We start from the raw sequence: 20,768 nt of genomic DNA on the forward strand, positions 1-20,768 counted from the left end.
GGACGGACGTCAGCCGGCCACCAGGGCGGTGGAGCCGCGCTCGAACTCCTCGAGGTCGCCGCGCTCCCCCGCTCGGTACGCGCGGCCGCCGAGCACCCACTGGTAGGCGAGCACCGCGACGAGGGCGACCGTGCCGATGCCGATCTTGATCGGCCACGGCCAGTCCTGCCGCGTCACCACGCCCTCGACGATGCCGGACAGCAGCAGGGTCAGGGTCAGGCCGATCGCGATGGTGATGAGGGCCCGGCCGTCCTCGGCGAGGGCCTGGGCACGCGTGCGTCCAGGCCCCGGTGCCACCCACGACCAGAAGATCATCAGCCCCGCACCGCCCGCGAGGAACACCGAGTAGAGCTCGAGCTGTCCGTGCGGGGAGATGTAGAGGAAGAAGTCCGCCAGGCGGCCCTGGGAGTGCATGATCGCCGCGGAGACCCCGAGGCTGACGGCGTTCTGCATGATCGAGAACGGCACGAAGAGCCCGGTGATGCCGAACGCCACCATCGTCGCCGCGATGTAGGCGTTGTTCGTCCAGACCTGCGCGGTGAAGGCCCCGAGGCCTCGGTCGGAGTAGTAGTCGACGAAGTCCTGCGTGGCGTACCGGCGCAGGGCCTCGTCGCTGCCGAACGTCGCCGTCGCACCGGGGGTGGTGGTGATCCAGACGGCGACGATCGCCGCGATCGCCACCGTCGCGAGCGCGACCCAGATGGTCACCCAGCGGATCCGGTAGAGCGCGGCGGGCAGCTGCCGCGTGAAGAACAGGGCGATCGCGGTCAGCGGGTCGACGGGGGTGCCGGTGAAGCGCAGGCGGGCGCGGAACAGCGTGAGCGAGAGCCGGTCACCGGTCACGGTGCGCGGTGCGGCGCCCCGGATGCGGGCGAGGTCGGTCGCGGCCTCCTGGTAGCCGGCGACGAGCCGGTCGACGTCCGCGCCGGACCGGTGACGGGCACGCGCCAGACGGTCGAGCTCCTGCCACCGGTCACGGTGCACCTCGGCGTAGGCATCCAGGTCCACGTGTTCCCCCTCAGATCGCGCGATCTCCGACAGAATGATCCCATGCCGAAGCCCCGCACGCCGCGTGACCTCGCCGATGCCCGGTTCTCGCGCGACCTCGACGAGACCGCCGACGAGCTGGTGGTCGGCGAGGGCGTCGCGCTCGACGTCCAACCCGCCGGACTCGTGCTGCGGCTCGCGGCCGCCCTGCTGGACGGCCTGTGCGTCATCGTCCTGTTCGTGCTCGCGCTGTTCGGCGTCTCGCGGCTCTGGCCGAGGGGACTCGAACCGGCCTGGGGCGCGGCGCTCGGAATCGCGCTGCTCGTCGTCGTGCTCGTGCTGGTGCCCGCGGCGGTCGAGACCGTGACGAAGGGGCGGAGCGTCGGACGGTTCGCCACCGGCACCCGCGTCGTCCGGCTCGACGGCGGTGCGATCGGCTTCCGGCACGCCTTCACCCGGTCGCTCGTCGGCCTGTTCGAGCTCTGGATGACCTTCGGGTCGGTCGCCCTGCTCGTCGCACTGTTCGGCAGTCGGCCTCGGCGCCTCGGGGACCTGCTCGCCGGCACGATCGTGCAGCACGAACGCCTGCCGAAGCAGCGGGACCCCGAGGCGCTGCTGCCCCCGGAGCTGACGGCGTGGGCCGGCGTCGCGGACGTGTCGGCGCTGCCGCAGCGGTTGGAGAACCGCCTGGGTGCGTTCTTCCGCGGGGCTGCACTGATGCGCCCCGAACTGCGCGAGGCGGCGGCGCAGACCCTGGCGGCCGAGGTGTCCGCGTTCGCGAACCCCGTGCCGCCCGTGCCGCCCGAGGTGTTCCTGGCCGGGGTCGTCGTGCTGCGGCGTCGACGGGACGTGCGGGCGCTGGGGGCCCGAGCCGAGCTGCTGTCCCGGGCCGGGGCGACCGCGACGGCGCCCCCGCCGGGCTTCCCGCGCTGACTCCCACCGCGGCGCGGCGCTGGGACTGCTCGCACGACACCGGTGTTCGCACTCCGAACACCCGCGTGCGGGGGTGCAACGTGCGAACACCGGTGTTCGGCGGAAGCGGAAGCGGAAGCGACAGCGGAAGCTCCGCCGCGCTCAGTAGCGGTAGTGGTCCGGCTTGAAGGGCCCCTCGACGGGGACACCGATGTACGCAGCCTGCTCCGGACGCAGCGACGTCAGCTGCACCCCGAGGGCATCGAGGTGCAGCCGTGCGACCTTCTCGTCCAGGTGCTTCGGGAGCACGTACACGCCGGTCGGGTACTCCTCGCGCCGGGTGTGCAGCTCGATCTGCGCGAGCACCTGGTTCGTGAACGAGTTGCTCATGACGAACGACGGGTGCCCGGTCGCGTTGCCGAGGTTCATGAGCCGACCCTCGGACAGCACCAGGATCGATCGCCCGGTCGGCAGCCGCCACTCGTGCACCTGCGGCTTGATCTCGACCTTCGAGACGCCGGGCAGCGCCTCGAGCCCCGCCATGTCGATCTCGTTGTCGAAGTGCCCCACGTTCGCCACGATGGCCAGGTGCTTCAGCCCGAGCATCTCGTCGACCCCGACGACGCCCAGGTTGCCGGTGCACGTGATGACCATGTCGACGGTGTCGACGACGTCCGCCAGGCGCGCGACCTGGTAGCCGTCCATCGCCGCCTGCAGCGCGCAGATCGGGTCGACCTCGCTGACGATGACCCGGGCGCCCTGCCCGCGGAGCGCCTCGGCCGCACCCTTGCCGACGTCGCCGTAGCCGACGACGAAGGCGACCTTGCCGCCGATGAGCACGTCGGTGGCGCGGTTCAGGCCGTCGGGCAGCGAGTGCCGGATGCCGTACTTGTTGTCGAACTTCGACTTCGTCACGGAGTCGTTGACGTTGATCGCCGGGAACTTCAGCTCGCCGTTCCGGAACAGCTCGTACAGGCGGTGCACGCCCGTGGTGGTCTCCTCGGTGACGCCCTGGACGTCGGCGGCGATGCGGGTCCAGCGGTCCGACGAGGTCTCGAGCGACCGCGCGACGGTGTCGAGCACGATCTTCCACTCGGTGCTGGCGTCCGGTTCGGCCACCGGAGCGGCACCGGCCGCCTCGGCGTCGGCACCGGTGTGTACGAGCATCGTGGCGTCACCGCCGTCGTCGAGGATCAGGTTCGGCCCGGTCCAGCCGGCACCCGCGGCGGCGGCCTCGTCGCTCCAGTCGAAGATGCGGCTGGTGCACCACCAGTACTCCTCGAGCGTCTCGCCCTTCCACGCGAACACCGGCACGCCGGCGGGGGCCTCCGGGGTGCCGGTCGGCCCGACGGCGACGGCGGCCGCGGCCTCGTCCTGGGTGGAGAAGATGTTGCAGCTGGCCCAGCGCACCTGCGCGCCGAGGGCGACGAGCGTCTCGATGAGCACCGCGGTCTGCACCGTCATGTGCAGGGACCCGGCGATGCGCGCGCCGGCGAGTGGCTGCGACGCGGCGAACTCGTCACGCAGGGACATCAGGCCCGGCATCTCGTTCTCGGCGAGGCGGATCTGGTGCCGGCCCGCTTCGGCGAGGGACAGGTCGGCGACACGGAACGCAGCAGCGGTGCGGGTTTCGGTGGGCATGCCCACCAGTCTTCCATGCCGGGAGGCGCGGATCACCAGCAGATCCCGGTCACGTCCCACGGGCCTCCGGTCCGACCACCGCGGCACGTCGCGGACGCGAGCCGTCAGTCGGCGTCGCGCGGCAGCGGCTCGCGCCGCACCACCTGCCAGCCGCGCGGGACGCGCAGGGCGGCAGCGTGCCGGGCGCAGAGGTCGTAGCCGTGCGGCTCGACCCGGGTCGACAGCGGCCCGACGACGACCATGGAGTCGCCGTAGTCGTACGTCAGGGTCGACGAAGCACTGTTGGCACACGCCACCTTGCTGCAGATCCGCACGTCCATCTCGACAGGGAGCCTAGCGGAGCGTCCGGCGCGTACCCGTCCCCGCGTACGATGTGGGGATGCGTCGGAAGCCTCGCCTCGTCACCCCGGTCGACCGCGCTCGGGGGCGCTCCCGGCACGGCCGCGGTGGGCGTTCGAGCGTGACCGGGCCCGAGCTCGCCCCGATCATCACCCGCGCCGAGGCGTTCGACCGGATCGTCGGCGACAGCGCGCACTACCTGCTCGGTCTCTGGCCCGAGGAGCTCTCCGGCGTCGTCTTCCAGGTGGCGGACATGCCCAGCGACACGAACGTGCCGGACGAGATGCCACGCTGGCGGATCGACCGCGACAGCCGCCGCGTGACCGTCTTCCGGATCCCCGTCGAACGGGTGAACCGGAGCCCCGAGAAGGACGACTCGGACCGCCGCATCATCATCGAGACCGCGGTGTTCCGCGCGGTCGGCGAGCTGATCGGCAAGGACCCGTGGGACCTGGCACCGGACCGCTACCGCCACTGGTGAGCCGCCCGCGCCGGGACGACCGCGCCGGCCGTCGTGCCCGGCGTCAGGGGTAGACGCGGACCGGGGTGGAGACGTCGGTCGCCGGCCGCACCGGGAACCCGGCGATGCCGTCGGCCCCTCGGTAGGTCACGCCCGCGACAATGCCCTCCGTGCCGGTCAGCGTGAGCTGCTTCGCGGTCTGCACCGGGAGCGTCACGGTCGCACCGGACAGGATCTCCAGCGTCCGACGCTCGTCGCCCGACCGCACCGTGACGGAGCGGTCCTGACGGGTGGGGTTCACGAAGTTCAGGCGCACGCCCTCACCCGGGGCGATGGCGGTGATCGTCCGGTCCCCCAGCGGCTCGGCCGAGGCGAACCACCCGAGGTCGGTGCCGCTGCTGGCACCGTCGGTCGGCGTCGTGGTGCGTGCACCGGTGACGACCGGCTCGGTCGAGGTGACGGTGAACGAGTACCGGCCGTCCGGGAAGTCGTCGAGCGCGACGTCGGTGACGACCCCGGGCTCGGCGGTGGCGTTGACGGTCGTGCCGCCGCCGTCGGCCGTGCTGATGCCGAGGGTGACGCGGGCCGACTTCGTGCCGGGGACGAACAGCCGGACGATCGGCGCCGCGTCGGCCGTATCGTCCCCGCGCTGGGCGGCCTGCGCGTCGGCGAGGGCGACGGCGGGGATGACCTGCGAGCGGGACGGGGCGGCCCCACCGGAGACGATGTCGTAGCCGCCCGGGGTGAGGGTGCGGACGACGGACTCCTGCATGTGCGCGACGATCTGACCGCCGGACGACGTGACGTGCACGACGGTGGAGGCGGCGTCGGACACGAAGCCCGACAGCGGGACGACCTTCTGCGTGTTCGGTGCGACGACGATGCCGGTGGTCCCGGGCGCGCTGACCGTCCCCGAGCCGTCGAAGATCGTCAGGTCGACCGTGGCGTTCACGTCGGTCGGGTTCGAGAGCGTGACGAGGCTCGTCCGACCGGTCTCCGTCGAGCCGCCGACGAGCCACGTGGACTGGGTCGGGTCGTCGCACGAGGCAGCGCCCGCCCCCACCAGGTCGCCGCTCGAGACGCTCTGGAAGCTGCTGCCCGCGACCTGCGGCGTCGTCTCGCCGGCGGGGGCCGTCAGGAGCCGGGGGTCGCTGCCGCCGGTGGTGGAGGGGTCGAGCGAGGACCGCTCGACCGTCGAACCGGTCGTCGCCGTCGCGACGGTCGCGGTGCCGACGGTGCTCGCCTGCGTCGCGTCGTTGCCGGCGTCGTCGGACAACCGCAGCGCACTGCCGGCGCAGACGCGCTCGGCGGCTGCGGGGACCGGCGTCACGGTGCGCCCGGCCGGTCGACCCGGTTCGGACTCGGTGCCGATGGCGTGGGCCGCGGTGACGGCACCCGCGGCGACGACGACGGCGACGGCCGTGGCCGTGCCGCGGACGATCCAGCGCCGGACCGAGGACGGGTTGGTGCTCATTCGTCGCGCTCCTCGTCGAAGGTGGTGGCGGGTTCCTCGGCCTCGATGACGTTCGAGGTGGCACGGCGGCGGCGCGGGGCCGTCGGGACCGCGAGCAGGGCCGCGGCGCCGAAGACCACGCCGAGCACGACGAGGTACAGCACGTGGGTGGCCTGGGTCGCCGCGGAGCCGGAACGGGTGCGGTCGACCTCGCCCTCGTAGTGGAACAGCTGCCCGTTGGTGGTCTCGCCGATGCTCGTGAAGAGCGCGTTCTGGCCGATCGCACCGGCGGCCCGGTCGTGCACCGTCTGCGCCTCGGGGTCGTCACCGGCGTCGTCGATGAGCACGAAACTCACGCCGAGCTCGCGGAGCGCCGGCCGGGGGTCGTACCCGCTGCGGCTCGCCAGGTTGCCGGCGAGCGTGGTCAGCCGGGCGCCGGACTCGCTCAGCCGGAGTGCGGTCGCGTCGAGCGTCGACTGGTCGTCCAGGGTGGACCCCTGCCCGCGCTCGAGCGTGACGGCGAGCGAACCGTCGTCCTGCGGGACGACCACGAGCGTGCCGACGTCGGGGTTCGCCTGGGCCTCGGCGTTGACGTACGCGCTGAGCACCCGGCCGGTGGTCGGCTCGATCGTGGCGGTGCCGAGGTAGAACGCCGCGAAGGCCGGAGCCACGGCCACGCCGGCGAGCACGGTCGCGACGAGCCCGGTGACCGGAGCGGCCTTCGGCAGCACGTCGATGCCGATGCAGGCCGCGACCACGAGGGCGAGCCAGTACACGGACAGACCGCTGCCGGGCCAGACGATGGTGGTGGTCGAACCGACACCGGTGACCGTGACGTGGGTGGCGGCGAAGGCCGTGGCGAAGCCGAGGAGCGCGATGACGAGCGCCGAGCCCGCGACCGCCCAGCGGTGGCCGAGCACCGCCCCGATCGCGGCGGCGGCCACGGGGAGCGCGAGGACGGCCATCACGATCGGCAGGACCGCCGCGACCAGCGCGAGTCCGGACGTCGCGGGGAGCCAGCCGCTCCAGTCGGGCAGGGGCTGCCCGATGGCCAGCTGGAGCGCGGACGGCGCCCGGGTCGCGGACGGCGCGCCCGGGTCGGCGAACACCGCGAGCAGGTTGCCGCGTGCCGCCTGCGCCAGGATCAGCGGCAGGAAGAGCACCGCGGTCGGCACCGGGATGAACAGACGACGGTGGGCCCGGCGCCAGCCGACCAGGAGCGCCACGAGCCAGCCCACCAGCAGGACCGGCAACAGTGACGGTGCCGAGGCGGCGACGACGGCGAACAGGAGCGACGCACCAGAGGCCCAGGCCCACGAGCGGTGCGCCTCGAGCACGGCGACGAACAGCCACGGCAGCACCAGGTGCGCGATCACGGCGCCGAGGTGTCCGGTCGTCACCGCGCCGACGAGCGACGGGGCGATCGCGTACAGCGACGCACCGATGACCGGCACCCAGGTGCGGGTCGTGACCTTGCGGACCGCGAACCAGGCGCCCAGTGCGGACAACGGGAACGCGACGAGCATGACGAGCACGACCGCGGTGGAGGGCGACCAGAACACGATCGAGCCGAGCACGGCGAGCACCGCGGCGAAGGGGTCGGACGGGCCGGTGAAGCCCGTGCCGAGCGAGTGGAAGCCGTACCCGACGTTCTGCCAGAGCTGTCCCGGGGTCGCGGAGAGCGGCAGGAGTCCCCCGCCGGTCAGGGCCGGCGACCCGAGCAGCGGGTAGAGCGTCACGACGCTGAGGACCGCGGCGGCCAGGACCACCCAGATGCCGCCGTCGCTCAGGAACGACGCCCGGGCGATCGGGGCGTCCTCCGCCCGGGCGAGTTCGACGTCCCGCGAGGTGGTGCGGTGTTCGTGCACACGACGCCAGCTCACGCGGAGCGGTTCGACCGCCGCCCAGCCGAGCTTCTTCGTGCGGGCGAGGTTCTTGCGCGCGCGCCCCGTGCCGCCACCGAACGCGACGGCGAACGCGGCGGAGAGCTCGGGGACCACGGCGGCGGGGTGCTTCGCGACCAGGTGCCCGAGCGCGCGGCCGATCGCGAACGGCACGAGCGTGAGCCAGTGCAGCCAGACCAGCGCGGCGGGGGCGTACGTCATCCGACGGTGCAGCTGCGCGTGCCGGTGCATCCGGACGCGCCGCGCCTCGGACACGCGCTTGCGACCGAACTCCTCGATCGGTCCGGCGCTGGTGACCCTGGCCTCCGGCACGAGGGCGACGCGGTGCCCGGCGAGGCGGACCCGCACCGAGAAGTCGAGGGCCGCGTCGACGTCCGGCAGCGCCGGGTCGAAGCCGCCGAGCTCGTTCCAGACCGAGCGACGCACGAGCATGCCGCCCGCGGCGACACCGAGCACGTCGGTGTTGCGGTCGTGCTGGCCCTGGTCGAGTTCGTCCTGCACCAGCACGATCGACCGGCCGAAACGGGTCATGCTCTCGCCGAAGTCGCGGATGACCGAGGGATCGTCGTCGGCGACGAGCTTCGGACCGGCGACGACGACCGACGGCGCGATCTCGACGGCGGACAGCAGGTCGGCGAGCGCGGTCGGTGCCGGCGCGTTGTCGTGGCCGAGGATCCACAGCCACTCGTCGACCGGCTCGTCGGTCGCCGCTGGCGGCGCGCTGCGCTCGCCCTGTCGGACGGCGTCACCGAACGCGGTGCCGGCGGGCAGCCGGACGAGCTGGGCAGACCCGCCGAAGGACAGTTCGGCGGTCGATCCGTCGGTCGTGCCGACGTCGACGACCACCAGGTTCTCGGGGTGGCGGGTCTGGGCGGCGAGCGCGTCCAGGGTCCGGTCGAGGTGGGCCGCCCCGTTGGCGGCGACGAGGATCGCGGTGACTCTGGGCTGCATGACGGGCGTCACTCTACGGTCTGGAGGCGCGGTGTCGGCTGCGGACGGCGGCGCGCCGTGAACCTTTGGATGCGCTCACTGCACGGTGCGGGACGGGCGGAGGTGGCCGCCTTCCGGCGCCTTCGTCGCAGGCTCCTCAGGGGCGCAGTCGCACGGCGCTGGCGCGCCGAGAACGCTCCTACGCCCGTTTCCGCAGCTTGCGGCGTTCGCGCTCGGAGAGGCCGCCCCAGATGCCGAAGCGTTCGTCGTTCTCGAGCGCGTACTCGAGGCACTGCGCCCGGACCTCGCACGAGGTGCAGATCTTCTTCGCCTCGCGCGTGGAGCCGCCCTTCTCGGGGAAGAACGCCTCGGGGTCGGTCTGCGCGCAGAGCGAGTCGGCCTGCCAGGCGAGCGGGTTCTCCTCGTCGTCGGTCTCCGGACGTCGGACTCCCGGGACGCCGAGCGCCACGGGATCGACGTGCCAGTCCTCCGGAACTCCGGCGTGGAACTCGGAACCGTTCACCCTGATCACCCCTGCCGCCTCGACAACGAACCCCAACTCTTGCGGCCGTTGCCTGTAATTACAGCGGTGTCATTCGCCTGAGTCAAGTCGCGGATCATAGAAGGCACTGACCGCTCCAGCGTGTCATGTCCCCCGTTTGGGCGTGTCGGACCGCTCGGGTGGGCGTTCCGGGGGACAACTGACTCGTCCTCAGGCGCTCAGGAGGCGCTGCGACGGGCCTCCCAGGCGCTCGACACCATCTCGTCCAGGGAGTGCCGCATGGCCCACTCGAGGTCACGGGCGGCGGCTTCGCCGGTCGCGACGATGCGGGCCGGGTCGCCGGGGCGCCGCGGCGCGATCTCGGGCTCGAAGGCGATCCCGGTGCCCGCCGCCATGGCGTCCATGATCTGCCGGACGCTCACGCCGTCGCCACTGCCGAGGTTGTAGGCGCGCTCGAGCGGGTCCCCCGCCTCGAGCTTCCGCGCGGCCACCGCGTGCGAGTGCGCCAGGTCGGCCACGTGCACGTAGTCGCGCACGCAGGTGCCGTCCGGGGTGGCGTAGTCGTCGCCGTTGATCCGCGGCGTCCGGCCGGCGAGCAGCGCGTCGAAGACCAACGGGAACAGGTTGTGCGGGCTGGCGTCGTACAGGTCGGGCTCCCCCGAGCCGACGACGTTGAAGTACCGGAGCGACGTGGTGGTGAAGCCCGCGGCGACCTCCATGTCGCGCAGCAGCCACTCGCCGATGAGCTTCGACTCGCCGTAGGGCGACTCCGGGTTCTTCGGGGTGGACTCGACCACGGTCTCGACGTCCGGCGTGCCGTAGACCGCCGCGCTCGACGAGAAGACCGCCTTGGTGACGCCGGTCTCGGCCATCGCGCGCAGCAGGGTCGCCATGCCGGTGACGTTCTGCTCGTAGGTGTGCAGCGGGCGCTCGACCGAGACGCCGGCGTACTTGAACCCCGCGACGTGCACCACACCGGTGACCTCGTGCTCGCGCAGGGTGCGTGCGACGAGCTCACCGTCGAGGATCGTGCCCTCGACGAACGGCACGTCGTCCGGGACGAACGCGCGGAAACCGCTCGACAGGTCATCGAACGCGACCGTGTCGATGCCGGCCGAGCGCAGGGCGCGGACGACGTGGGACCCGATGTACCCGGCACCGCCGGTGACCAACCAACTCATGCTCGCCACGCTAGCGGACGTCGGCGACGCCCCGGTGGCGGTGTGCGGCTCCACGCCACGGTGTGCGCGCCCGCGCCGGCCTCGGCGCCGGTCCGCGCCCCTAGGCGCCGGTGGCGATGAACACGGTCGACGTGATGCCGCCGGAGGAGTCCGCCTCGACCGTCACGTCGCCCTCGTCCGGCGTGATGAAGCACGACTCACCCTTGCGGAGCAGGGTCGCCGAGTGCGCGCCGACGAGCGTGACGACGCCCTCGGTGCAGATCGCGATCGACGGCCCGTCGAGCGGAGCGAGCCCGCCCGTGCTCAGTCCCACCGGGCGGCCGTCGCCGTCCACCCGCAGCAGCGCGAAGCCGACGCCGTCCGGCGCGAACCGGTCGACGCCCGGGGCGATGCGCTCGGGCTCGAGGACCGGGGCCGGGTACGCGGTGAAGTCGAGCACCCGCAGGAGCTCCGGCACGTCGACGTGCTTCGGCGTGAGCCCGCCGCGCAGCACGTTGTCCGACGGCGCCATCAGCTCGATGCCGAGTCCGTCGAGGTAGGCGTGGATGTTGCCGGCGGGCAGGTACATCGCCTGCCCCGCGGCGAGCGTCACCCGGTGCATGAGCAGGGAGACGACGATGCCGGGGTCGCCGGGCCAGCTGGTGGCCAGGTCGCGGACGGTCGCCGTGTTCGGAGTGAGCAGGTCGTCGTCGAGCGAGACGGCCAGGTCGCTCGCGGCCTGCACCACGGCGAGCGCGGACTCGTCGGCCGTCTCGAGCCAGCGGACGGTGTCCTCGAGCCCGTGCAGCAGGTGCACTTCCAGCGGACCGAGCCGTCCGGTGCCGGCGTCGAGCACGCGCACCTCGGCCAGGGTCTCCTCGACGGGGCGGAAGCCGCTCAGCGCCTCGAACCGCTCGCTCAGCGCGACGACGAGCTCGGGCTTCGGGAACGGGTCCTTGTAGTTGCGGGCCGGGTCGTCGAGCGCGATCCCGTCGCGCTCCTCGCGAGCGAACCCTTCCTCAGCCTGCTCCGGGGTGGGGTGCGCCTGCAGCGACAGCGGTGCCGCCGCCGCGAGCACCTTGAGCAGGAAGGGCAGGCCGGTGCGGTCCGGACCGAGTGCGGTCTCCGGCTCGTCGGCGATCCAGTCGCGGAGCGTGTCTGCCCCGCCGACCATGGCCGGGTTGACGACGACACTGGGGCTGCCGGCGTGGGCGCCGAGCCAGAGCTCCGCCTGCGGGGCACCCGTGACGGTGCGGCCGAGGAGCTCCGGGATCGCGGTGACCGAACCCCAGGCGTAGTCGCGGGGGGTGTTCGTGATGCCGAGGAACATGGGCCAGAGCCTACCGGCGCTGCCGAGGGAGTCCTGCGGACGGCGACCGGCCGGTAGCCTGGCGTCGTGACGAACACCTGGCCACTGGCGCGCGGGACCGTACCGGAGCGCGAGGCGTTCGCATTCGGGGCGACGACCCTGTTCGTGCTGTTCGCGGGCGACGCCGTGCCGAACACCCTGACCTGGGTCGGGGCCGGCGTCCTCTGGGCCCTCGTCGCGGCGTGGGGCATCACGATCCTGGTCCGGGCGAAGCCGCCGCTCGTCCGCACCCCCTGGGCGCTCTGGGCGTTCCTCGGCTGGTGCCTGGTGACCCTCGTCTGGTCGCACTGGCGGTTCGCGACGATCTCGAGCCTGACCGTGCAGGTGATCTGCGCAGCCGTGGCGTTCACGATCGCCTCGACCCTGACGTGGCGCCGGATCACCGATGCCCTGAGCCTCGCGCTCCGCTGGGTCCTCGTGCTCTCGCTCCTGTTCGAGGCCGCCGTCGCGGTGTTCGTCCGGCACCCGATCGCCCCGATCTGGACGGACTACGGCGACCGCGACGTCCCCGACGCGTTCTACTTCTCGCGCGCCGAGCTCTTCACCGGTGGCCGGATCCAGGGGCTGCCCGGCAACGCCAACCTGCTCGCCATGGTGGCCCTGCTGGTCGCCATCGTGGTCGCCGTGCAGTTCGCCGAGGGCCGGATCCGCCGGAACCAGGCGATCGGCTGGCTCGTCGTCGCGGCGCTCGGCTTCGTCCTCACCCGCTCGTCGACGGTCATCGCCGCCGCGCTCGTGGTCGCCGTGGTCGCGCTGGCCGCCGTCTGGATGCGCCGTGTGCCGACGGAGCGCCGAACCCCGCGCTACCTGCTGCTCGCGGTGGGTGCCGTCATCGTCGCCGTCGCCGCGTTCGTGCTGCGCGGCCCGGTGTCCGAGCTGCTCGGCAAGGGCTCGGACGCCACCGGGCGCGGGGAGATCTGGGCCAAGGTGCTCGGCCTGATCGACCAGCACCCCGTGGGCGGCTGGGGCTGGATCGGGTACTGGTGGCCGGGCATCCCGACCCTCGCCGACCTGGCGCAGCGCAAGGGCGTCACCTACCTGCAGGCCCACGACGCCTACCTGGACGTCTGGATGCAGACCGGCGTCATCGGCCTGGTGCTCTTCGCGATCTACGTGGTCACGACGCTGTCCCGATCGTGGGCCTGCGCGACCCGCATCGGGTACGACGCAGCGCTGCGTCCGCGGGCGTTCGACCCGGTGTCGCTCCTGCCGCTCCTGGTCGTCGTCGCTCTGCTCGTGCAGTCCGTCGCCGAGTCCCGCCTGCTCTACCAGGGGAACTGGGTGCTCTTCGCCCTGCTCGCCATCAAGACGCGCATCGTGCTGACCGGCGAGGAACCGGTCTCCACCGGCGACGGTCCGCGCACCCCGCCCGCCAAGCGGGAGTTCCGCTGGGCAGGCACGCGCTGACCCGGACGCTCGCTCAGCGCGACAGCCACGAGCACGACACGGGGGACGACCACGGGTTCGACTTCACCCGGGCGACCTGGAGCGTCGGGTCCGCGTCGCACGCCTCCACCGCCGCCGGCAGCTGCCCCGCCCACACCGGCCCGCCGCTCCGCCGCGTGTCCGACGGCGCGACGTGCAGGACCGCCGACGCGACCACGGCGGTGACCACGCACCAGCCGGCCAACGCGCCGACCAGGCGACCGGGGCCTCCCGTCCGTCCTGCAGCACGCGACCAGCTGCGGGCGTCCACGAGCGTGGCGGCGGCGACGACGGCGGCGCTCACCAGCAGCAGGCCGGCGGCCGCGGCGTAGCGCTGCGGCGGCACGGCGGCCATCGCGGCGACCGGGGCCGCCCACCGGATGCCGTCGCCGCCGTTGGCGAGCAGGGCCGCCCACCACACCGCGACGGAGCCGATGGCGAGGGCCGCGACCATCCACCGGGAGCGCGCCCGCCCGACGACGACGGCCGCCACCAGGACGACGAGCAGCAGGGCTGCGGGCACCACGACCACCGCCCACCCGTGCTCGACCACCGCCGTCACGACCGCGCCGAGGTCCGGGTCCCAGGTGCCCGCCACGGGCCGCAGCAGGTACCCCGCGAACACGTCGCGCGCCGCCGGCGCCCCCGTGGCGAGTGCACGCGGACTCGTCAGGGTCGTCACGCCCTGCACCACCAGGGCGGCGACCACGACGAGGGTGACGGGCAGCGCGGTCCACCGGCCGGCCGGCCCGGGCGCACGGCCACGCGGCGTCCAGGCGAGGAGCAGGAGGGGCGCGAACAGGGCGGTGAGCGGTTCGGTGAGCACGGCCGCCCCCGCGACCACGGCGAGCGCCCCGGCCCCCCACCACGACCGAGCACGCCATGCGAAGACCCACGGCACCAGGACGAGCAGGAACCAGTGCAGGTTCGCCGCGTTGCCGCTGATCTCGTACGGAGCGAGCGGCAGGACGACGGGGACGGCGGCCAGCACCAGCCGCAGCGGCCACGGGCGGACGACCTCACGGGACAGCACGAACACCAGTGCGCACACCCCGCCGACGACGGTGCACGCGGCGAGCGCCACCACCTGCGCGTACCGCTCGGGCGGCAGCGCGTACCCGAGGTCGACGATGAGCCGTGGCAGCAGGTGCACGTACCCCGCGTAGGGGTGCAGCAGGGTGTCGACGGGCCCCATCGCGATCCGTTCGCGCAGGAACACGCCGCCGTCCTCGGCCCAGACGGTGTTCCGCGGTACCGGACCGAGCCGGTACCAGGCCAGGGCGGTCGTGAGCATGCCGACGACGACCGCGACGAGGGGGACGCCGGCGACCCTGCGCGCGAGGTCCATCCGGTGAGGATAGTTCGGTCATCGCGCATCGTCGATACAGCCACACCGCGATGCGGTGCGCTCGTCACAAGGTCGTGCGCCAAGATGGACGCGTGACGGACGGCCGGGTGAGCAGACAGGTGCTCGGGCGCCGGTACCTCTCCGCCTGGATCGGCTTCTCGGCCGGTGGACGGTTCAGCCAGGCGCTCGCGACGGTCATCGTGCTGTTCGGGTTCGGGCAACCCACGGTCGAGGCCCTCGTCGGCCGTGCGGGCACCTGGGCCGTGCTCGTGACGCTGTTCGTGCTCGCGGGACTGAGCCTGCTCGGCCAGCGGTACCGCATCGAGTGGCACGGAGTCCTCCCCCTCTCACTGCTGGCCTTCGTCGGCTACTGCGCGTTGAGCGTGCTCTGGAGCGAGTACTCCTGGGTGGCGCTCCGCGGACTGGTGCAGACCGTGTGCTTCATCGGTCTCGGGCTGTACCTCGCCCTCGGCCGCGACCTGGTGCAGGTGATCCGGGCCTCGGGGGACGCGTTCCGGATCCTGCTCGTGACGGCCCTCGGACTCGAGGTCCTGTCCGGCCTGGTCCTCGACGTCCCGTTCCCGGCGTTCGGCATCCGCGGCGACATCGCGTACGGCGGCCCGATCCAGGGCATCGGCGGTACCCGCAACTTCATGGGCTTCATCGCCGCGATGGCCCTGGTCACCTTCGTGGTCGAGTTCCTCACCCGGTCGGTCACGGTCTGGCGCGCGATCGCCTCGACTTCGCTCGCCGTCATCGCCCTGATGCTCGTGCAGTCCCCCATCACCGGGCTCGCGATGATCGCGCTCGCCGTCACCGCGCTGGCGCTCTGGTCACTCCGGCACGCACGACCGGCGACCAGACCGGTGGTCAACGGCGTCCTCGGCGCGGCCGTCCTGCTGACGCTGGCCGTCGGGGTGCTCGCTCGGCACCGCCTGCTCGCCGAGATCGGCGCGGCCGGCGGCACGGCCACCCGGACGGACCTCTGGTCCCAGATCCGGGTCCTGGTGGAGCGGTACCCGATCCAGGGCTGGGGCTGGGTGGGCACGTGGCCGACCGAGCCCGTCGTGCCCTACGTGACGCTCATCGACCCCGCCGGGGTCCGGTTCACCTCGGGCCTGAACGCCTTCGTGGACGCCTGGCTGCAGATCGGCTTCGCGGGCACGCTCATCCTCGGCATCACCGCGCTGCTCGCGTTCGCGCGGGCCTGGGTGACGGCGACGACCTTCCCGGGCGTGGCGTACGTGTGGCCGGCCGCCGTGCTCGTCCTGCTCGCCGTCACCAGCACGGCGGAGAGCTACCTGCTGCACGGCGCTGGGCTGATGTTCTTCGTGACGGTCCTCGTGATCGCCGCGCGGCGCCGCTCGTGGCGCCGGCACCTGCCGCGCGTGTAGCCGCGGTCCGGCGCGACCCACCGACTGCCGGGAGGCCCGTCGCGGCCCCGCACCGCGCCTCCGGGCCGTCACGCCGAACGTTCCTGGCGCGCGCTTCGTGAGCAGGGGAGGTCGCCTCCGCCGAGGCGACCCGACCGTTCCTGCCCACGGAGTGGCGGGGCGGCGCGCGCTACGGGCGCGTGCGGCGGCCGAGGCGGCGCTGCACACCCCACCGGGTGACGCGGAGCATCGCCTCGAGGACGATGGACCGGCTCATCTTGGAGACGCCGTGCACGCGGTCACGGAAGCGGATGGGCACCTCGACGATGCGGCCGCCGAGGGCGTCCACGCGCAGCGTCATGTCCACCTGGAAGCAGTACCCCTTCGAGTCCACCGACCCGAGGTCCATCCGCGCGATGGCCGACGAGCGGTACACGCGGAAGCCGGCGGTGATGTCCCGCACGTCGAGCCCGAGCACCAGGCGGGCGTAGGTGTTGGCCCCGCGGCTGAGGACACGGCGCCGGAGCGGCCAGTCGACCACCGACCCACCGGCGACCCAGCGGGACCCGATCGCGAGCAGGACGGCGTCGGACGCGGTCACGGCGTCGACCAGGGCCGGCAACCGGTCAGCCGGGTGCGAGCCGTCGGCGTCCATCTCGACCAGCAGCGGGTACCCGCGCTCCAGACCCCACCGGAACCCGGCGACGTACGCCGTGCCGAGCCCGAGCTTGCCGGAGCGCTGCAGCAGGTGCACACGGTCGTCCGCAGCGGCCAGGGACCGCACGATGTCCCCGGTGCCGTCCGGGCTGCCGTCGTCGACGACGAGCACGTGGGCACCGGGCACCGCCGCCAGCACGGCGGCGGTGATCGCACGGACGTTCTCGGCCTCGTCGTACGTCGGGACGATGACGAGGGCGGTGGCCTCCCCCGGGGTCACCGGTTCAGACGCCGCTTCACCTTGCCGGCGACGCTGCGGGGGCCCTCGGTGCGCAGGTAGTGCACGGCACGGCCGAGGTCGTAGCGGACGCCCGAGAGCTTCTTGCGCTCCGGGACGCGGACGCGCATCTTGTGCGGCTCGATCGACGAGGCGGTGTCACGCACCGACTTGTCCGCAGCACGGATCGGGTTCCGGCAGAACTCGACGAGTGGCGCCAGGACGTTCTCCCACGTGAACTGCTCGCGCACGCGGTCGACGTTGCCGATGAACTCGGTGCGGGCCTTCTTGTCGAAGAGCGCCGTCTCGAGCGCGGTGGCCAGCCCGTCGACGTCCTGCTCGTGCACGGCGATGCCGAGCTTCTCCTCCGCGACGAGGTCGCCGAACGAGTCGCCGGCCGTCGTGACGATCGGCAGGCGTGCCCACAGGTAGTCGAGGATGCGGGTGCGGAACGAGAACGTGGTCTCGAGGTGCTCGTAGTGCGTCGAGACGCCGGCGTCGGCCTCGAGCAGGTAGGCGCCGCGCTCCTCGTACGGGATCCACTGGTCGTTGAAGAACACGTGCTTGCCGGTCAGGCCGAGCGCGTCGGCCTCGGCGCGGACCTTCGCGACGATGTCCATCTCGGGGACGTCGGGGTTCGGGTGCTGCACACCCATGAAGAAGAGCTTGACCGACGGACGGCGCTCGGCGAGCTGGGCGATCGAACGGACCAGGGTGATCGGGTCGAACCAGTCGTAGATGCCCCCGCCCCAGACGACGAGCTTGTCGTTCTTGCCGATGCCCGGCACGACGCCCTTGACGCGCTGCTGGTCGTGCACCGGCGGCGTCGAGGACAGGCCGAACGGCACGACGCCGATGAGCGAGCGCAGGTCGGCGTCGCGCGAGTAGGTGCGGGCGTTCACGCGGCCGGAGCCGGCGAGCTGGCCGAGCCAGAACATCCGCTGGCGCTCCGAGGCGCAGATGAAGTAGTCGCCGAGCTCGAGCTGGTGGTTCAGAGTGTCCGACGCGTCGAGGATCTGGCGGTTCCACTTGTCGACGTCGTCGCTGCGGCCCTGTTCGAGCTGCTCGAGGTGCAGCGGGTCGTAGACGTCGACGACCAGGATCTTGCTGGTCGACTCGAGCACCGGGAACAGCCGGAGCGCGTGACCCTGCACGATGATGACGTCGGCCCAGCCCTCGTGCTCGACCATCTGACGCGGGTGGCGGTGCGGGACGGTGACGACCTCGTACGACGGGTCGATCGACGACGAGCGGGTCAGGCTGACCACGCGGACGTCGTGCTCGGACGCCAGCTGCTTGGCCATCTGGGTGGCGCGGATCGCCGGACCGGCCATCTTCGCGCCGATCGAGTCGCCCGTGATGATCAGGACACGGCGACGGGTGCCGACCTCGAGCACGCCGAGGGAGTGCACGATCTTGTCGTAGCCGGCCAGGTAGTTCTCGATCGGGTACGCGGGCTCGTCGCGGTTGCCGAACAGGCGGAGGAGCTCGCGGTCGGACCGGACGCGGGTCGCCTGGATCCGGCGACGGGACTCGGTCATCGACGGCAGCTGCTCGACGAACTGGTCGACGCCGTAGATGCCCGCCATGCTCGTCTTCGGCACCGGGATCGTCGGGACGCTGTCGTCGCCGGGGTTGCGCAGGTCGAGCTCGGTGGAGTCGAGCTCCCCGCGACCCACGGCACGGCGGACGGCGAGTGCCAGGGAACCGGGCAGCGCCGCGGCGAGCTGCTCGTCGCCGAGGTTCTTGTAGAGCGTGAACAGCGCGTTGCGTTCGAGCAGGTAGGTCTCGCGGAAGTCGCCGAACTTGTTCATCGACGCGTGGTGCTTGTGGAACGCGACGGACTTCGGCTGGTACCGGAAGCGCCAGCCGAGCAGGTTGAGCCGCCAGCCGAGGTCGACGTCCTCGTAGAACATGAAGTAGCGGTCGTCGAAGCCGTCGAGCTGCTCGAAGAGCTCGGCGCGGATGAACATCGCGGCACCGGTGCCGAACAGGACGTCGGTCTCGCTCTCCCACCGGCCGGTGTCCGGTGACCCGGCGAAGGGCTTGTAGCCCATGCCGTACCAGGTCATCGCGGCCTCGGTGAAGTCGACGTTGACGCCTTCCCAGTCGAGGACCTTCGAGGCGACGGCGCCGATGTCGGCACCGGAGGCGAAGGTGGCCATCGCCTCGCGCACCCAGCCGGTGTCCGGACGGGCGTCGTTGTTGAGGAACGCCACGACCTCGCCGGAGGACTTCTCGACGCCGAGGTTGCACCCGCCGGTGAACCCGAGGTTCGCACCCGCGTCGATCAGGGTGAAGTCGAGGGTCGAGGCCTGCAGACGTCCGAGGTGCTCGTGGCCCGAACCGTTCTCGACGACGATCACCTCGAGCTTGTCCTGCGGCCAGTCCTGCTTGCGGAGTTCCGCGATGCTCGTCAGGGTGTCGTCCGTGCCCTTGTAGTTCACGAGGATGACGGACACGACTCCCGGCTTGCGCTCTGTCACGCGAGTTCCTCCAGCAGCTGCCGCGCACCGGGCGCGGGTCGATGGCTCGGCCGACGGGGTGCCGCGGGCCGATGACACCCTACAAGGCGCGCCCACGGACTCCCTGTCGCCGCTGCGGATTCGTGCAGAATGGCGTGCGTGACCGCAGTGATCCCGAGCACCCCCATGTCCTCCCCCCTCCGCGAGGACTACGCGGCCCTCGCGGCCGACGAGCACGCCGAGGGCCCCCGCGGCACGATCCGCTTCGCGGTGTCGACCGCCGACCCGGCCGAGGGCAAGGGCGACCTGTTCGTCGCGCTCGGACTGGCTCGGGCGCTCCGGGCCGAGGGCTGGGGCGTGGCGATGTGGCCGCTCGAGCGCTGGGGCGAGGAGCTCCCCGCCGACACCGCCGTCGTGGTCAGCATGATCGAGTCCTTCGTGCCCGGGTACGTCCCCGCCGGTACCGCGCTGGTGGCGTGGGTGCGGAACTGGACCGCCAAGTGGGCCGCCCTGCCGTACCTCGACGAGTTCGACGCGGTCTGGACCTCGTCCGGGATCGCCCGCGATGCGATCGCCGCTGCGTACTCCGGCCCCGTCGAGGTGGTGCCGATCGGCGTCGACACCGAGCTGTTCACGACCGACACCCCCGTACCGCGGGAGCGCACGGACCGCGCCGTGACCACCGTCAACTTCTGGGGCGTCCGCCGCCGGGTGCAGGACGTCCTGGCCGAGGTCTCCCCGGCCGAACCGATCGTCTGGTTCGCCGCGAACGTCGACCACGTCGAGGCCTCCGCGGGCGTCGAGCTCCGCCCGGCCGTGTCCTACTTCGCCCTGCCCGAGGTCTACCGCGCCGCCGGCTTCGTCGTCGACGACGTCATCGAACCGGCCGCCGAGTACGGCACGCTGAACTCCCGCCTGTACGAGTCGCTCGCGTCCGGGGCGCTACCCGTCACCGACTGCGCGCTCGGGCTCGACGAGCTCGGCCTGTCCGACGTGCCGGTGTTCGACGATGCCGACTCGCTCGAGCGCGTGCTCGCGATGCCCGGGGACGAGCGCACCGCCCTGGTCGCCCGCCTCCGCGCCGTCGTCCTCGAGCGGCACTCGTTCCGCAGCCGCGCCGAGCAGGTCGGTCCGTCGCTCGACGCCGCCGTCGCAGCCGCCTCGGGCCGGCGCGGCGAGCGTGGCGCGTTCCTGCGGTGGGCCACCGCCCAGCGCGAGACGCTCCGGCAGGCCGAACACGACCGCGACGTCCACCTCGCCGGCGTGCACGACATCAACGCGCGCCTGGTCGAATCGGAGCAGAAGGTCGGCGCGTACGACACCGCCCGCCGCCTGGCCGAGGCGGAGCGCGACCAGATCGCGGCCCGCTTCGCGGGCCTCACCCGCTCCCCCGAGTACCGGCTGCTGCACGGCGTGGGCCTGATGGCGCGGCGCGCGCGCCGCTGACGGCGGTCGACGCGACCACGTGACGGACGGGAGGCCCGGTACCAGCTGGTACCGGGCCTCCCGTCTCGGCCGTCACCCCGCTGGCGCGGTGCGCCGGTACCGGCTGGTGGGGTCCGCCTC

At 72.6% G+C, this 20,768-nt stretch carries 16 protein-coding genes; 5 read left to right on the forward strand and 11 right to left on the reverse strand.

Features of this window, described 5'->3' with window-relative positions; all coding sequences use genetic code 11:
* Positions 1-9: 9 nt before the first annotated feature.
* Positions 10-1,008: a stage II sporulation protein M gene (locus H7A73_RS10770; protein ID WP_182065947.1), complete on the reverse strand. Its 999-nt coding sequence runs from the start codon at positions 1,006-1,008 to the stop codon at positions 10-12.
* A 42-nt stretch (positions 1,009-1,050) separates the two neighbouring features.
* On the opposite strand from H7A73_RS10770, the gene H7A73_RS10775 reads away from it, so the two are divergent.
* Complete coding sequence (locus H7A73_RS10775) at positions 1,051-1,920, forward strand: RDD family protein (RefSeq protein ID WP_182065948.1); 870 nt, start codon at positions 1,051-1,053, stop codon at positions 1,918-1,920.
* Between the two features lie 141 nt (positions 1,921-2,061).
* Here H7A73_RS10775 and ahcY read toward each other — a convergent pair whose 3' ends face one another.
* Together ahcY and H7A73_RS10785 are read right to left on the reverse strand one after the other, a co-directional pair.
* Positions 2,062-3,540 carry an adenosylhomocysteinase gene (gene ahcY / locus H7A73_RS10780; protein ID WP_182065949.1) on the reverse strand — a complete coding sequence of 493 codons (1,479 nt, stop codon included), beginning with the start codon at positions 3,538-3,540 and terminating at the stop codon, positions 2,062-2,064.
* Positions 3,541-3,644: 104 nt separating this feature from the next.
* Positions 3,645-3,860 carry a DUF3499 family protein gene (locus tag H7A73_RS10785; protein WP_111039893.1) on the reverse strand — a complete coding sequence of 72 codons (216 nt, stop codon included), beginning with the start codon at positions 3,858-3,860 and terminating at the stop codon, positions 3,645-3,647.
* 59 nt (positions 3,861-3,919) lie between these two features.
* On the opposite strand from H7A73_RS10785, the gene H7A73_RS10790 reads away from it, so the two are divergent.
* A complete protein-coding gene (locus H7A73_RS10790) occupies positions 3,920-4,360 on the forward strand; it encodes a metallopeptidase family protein (RefSeq protein WP_182065950.1) in 441 nt (146 codons plus the stop codon).
* A 43-nt stretch (positions 4,361-4,403) separates the two neighbouring features.
* Here H7A73_RS10790 and H7A73_RS10795 read toward each other — a convergent pair whose 3' ends face one another.
* From H7A73_RS10795 to manA, 5 genes are all read right to left on the reverse strand, one after another.
* A complete protein-coding gene (locus tag H7A73_RS10795; RefSeq protein WP_182065951.1) occupies positions 4,404-5,813 on the reverse strand; it encodes a DUF5719 family protein in 1,410 nt (469 codons plus the stop codon).
* Complete coding sequence (locus H7A73_RS10800; protein ID WP_182065952.1) at positions 5,810-8,647, reverse strand: glycosyltransferase; 2,838 nt, start codon at positions 8,645-8,647, stop codon at positions 5,810-5,812. Before H7A73_RS10800 ends, H7A73_RS10795 begins: the two co-directional genes overlap by 4 nt.
* Positions 8,648-8,825: 178 nt before the next feature.
* A complete protein-coding gene (locus tag H7A73_RS10805) occupies positions 8,826-9,158 on the reverse strand; it encodes a WhiB family transcriptional regulator (RefSeq protein ID WP_411469311.1) in 333 nt (110 codons plus the stop codon).
* Between the two features lie 188 nt (positions 9,159-9,346).
* The gene (gene galE, locus H7A73_RS10810; RefSeq protein WP_182065953.1) at positions 9,347-10,309 is read right to left on the reverse strand and encodes a UDP-glucose 4-epimerase GalE; all 963 of its coding nucleotides are present in this window, start codon (positions 10,307-10,309) and stop codon (positions 9,347-9,349) included.
* 100 nt (positions 10,310-10,409) lie between these two features.
* On the reverse strand, positions 10,410-11,618 hold the full coding sequence (gene manA, locus H7A73_RS10815; RefSeq protein WP_182065954.1) for a mannose-6-phosphate isomerase, class I: 1,209 nt from the start codon (positions 11,616-11,618) through the stop codon (positions 10,410-10,412).
* Positions 11,619-11,684: 66 nt separating this feature from the next.
* Here manA and H7A73_RS10820 point away from each other — a divergent pair, with 66 nt between their 5' ends.
* Positions 11,685-13,064: an O-antigen ligase family protein gene (locus H7A73_RS10820; RefSeq protein WP_182065955.1), complete on the forward strand. Its 1,380-nt coding sequence runs from the start codon at positions 11,685-11,687 to the stop codon at positions 13,062-13,064.
* 13 nt (positions 13,065-13,077) lie between these two features.
* Here the strand turns inward: H7A73_RS10820 and H7A73_RS10825 are convergent, their stop codons facing one another.
* Positions 13,078-14,430: a hypothetical protein gene (locus tag H7A73_RS10825; RefSeq protein WP_182065956.1), complete on the reverse strand. Its 1,353-nt coding sequence runs from the start codon at positions 14,428-14,430 to the stop codon at positions 13,078-13,080.
* A gap of 107 nt (positions 14,431-14,537) precedes the next feature.
* Here H7A73_RS10825 and H7A73_RS10830 point away from each other — a divergent pair, with 107 nt between their 5' ends.
* Positions 14,538-15,824, forward strand: a complete 1,287-nt coding sequence (locus tag H7A73_RS10830; protein WP_182065957.1) for an O-antigen ligase family protein — start codon at positions 14,538-14,540, stop codon at positions 15,822-15,824.
* A 169-nt stretch (positions 15,825-15,993) separates the two neighbouring features.
* On the opposite strand, the gene H7A73_RS10835 is transcribed toward H7A73_RS10830, so the two are convergent.
* Together H7A73_RS10835 and H7A73_RS10840 are read right to left on the reverse strand one after the other, a co-directional pair.
* Positions 15,994-16,740 (reverse strand): polyprenol monophosphomannose synthase, encoded by a 747-nt coding sequence (locus H7A73_RS10835; protein ID WP_182065958.1) that lies wholly within the window; start codon positions 16,738-16,740, stop codon positions 15,994-15,996.
* Positions 16,737-19,223, reverse strand: a complete 2,487-nt coding sequence (locus H7A73_RS10840; RefSeq protein ID WP_182065959.1) for a glycosyltransferase — start codon at positions 19,221-19,223, stop codon at positions 16,737-16,739. Before H7A73_RS10840 ends, H7A73_RS10835 begins: the two co-directional genes overlap by 4 nt.
* A 138-nt stretch (positions 19,224-19,361) precedes the next feature.
* On the opposite strand from H7A73_RS10840, the gene H7A73_RS10845 reads away from it, so the two are divergent.
* Entirely contained in the window at positions 19,362-20,648 is a 1,287-nt protein-coding gene (locus tag H7A73_RS10845; protein WP_182065960.1) for a glycosyltransferase, read from the forward strand.
* Positions 20,649-20,768: the final 120 nt, after the last annotated feature.

It is taken from the genome of Curtobacterium sp. ME12 (assembly GCF_903970855.1).
Taxonomy (GTDB): Bacteria; Actinomycetota; Actinomycetes; order Actinomycetales; family Microbacteriaceae; genus Curtobacterium; species Curtobacterium poinsettiae_A.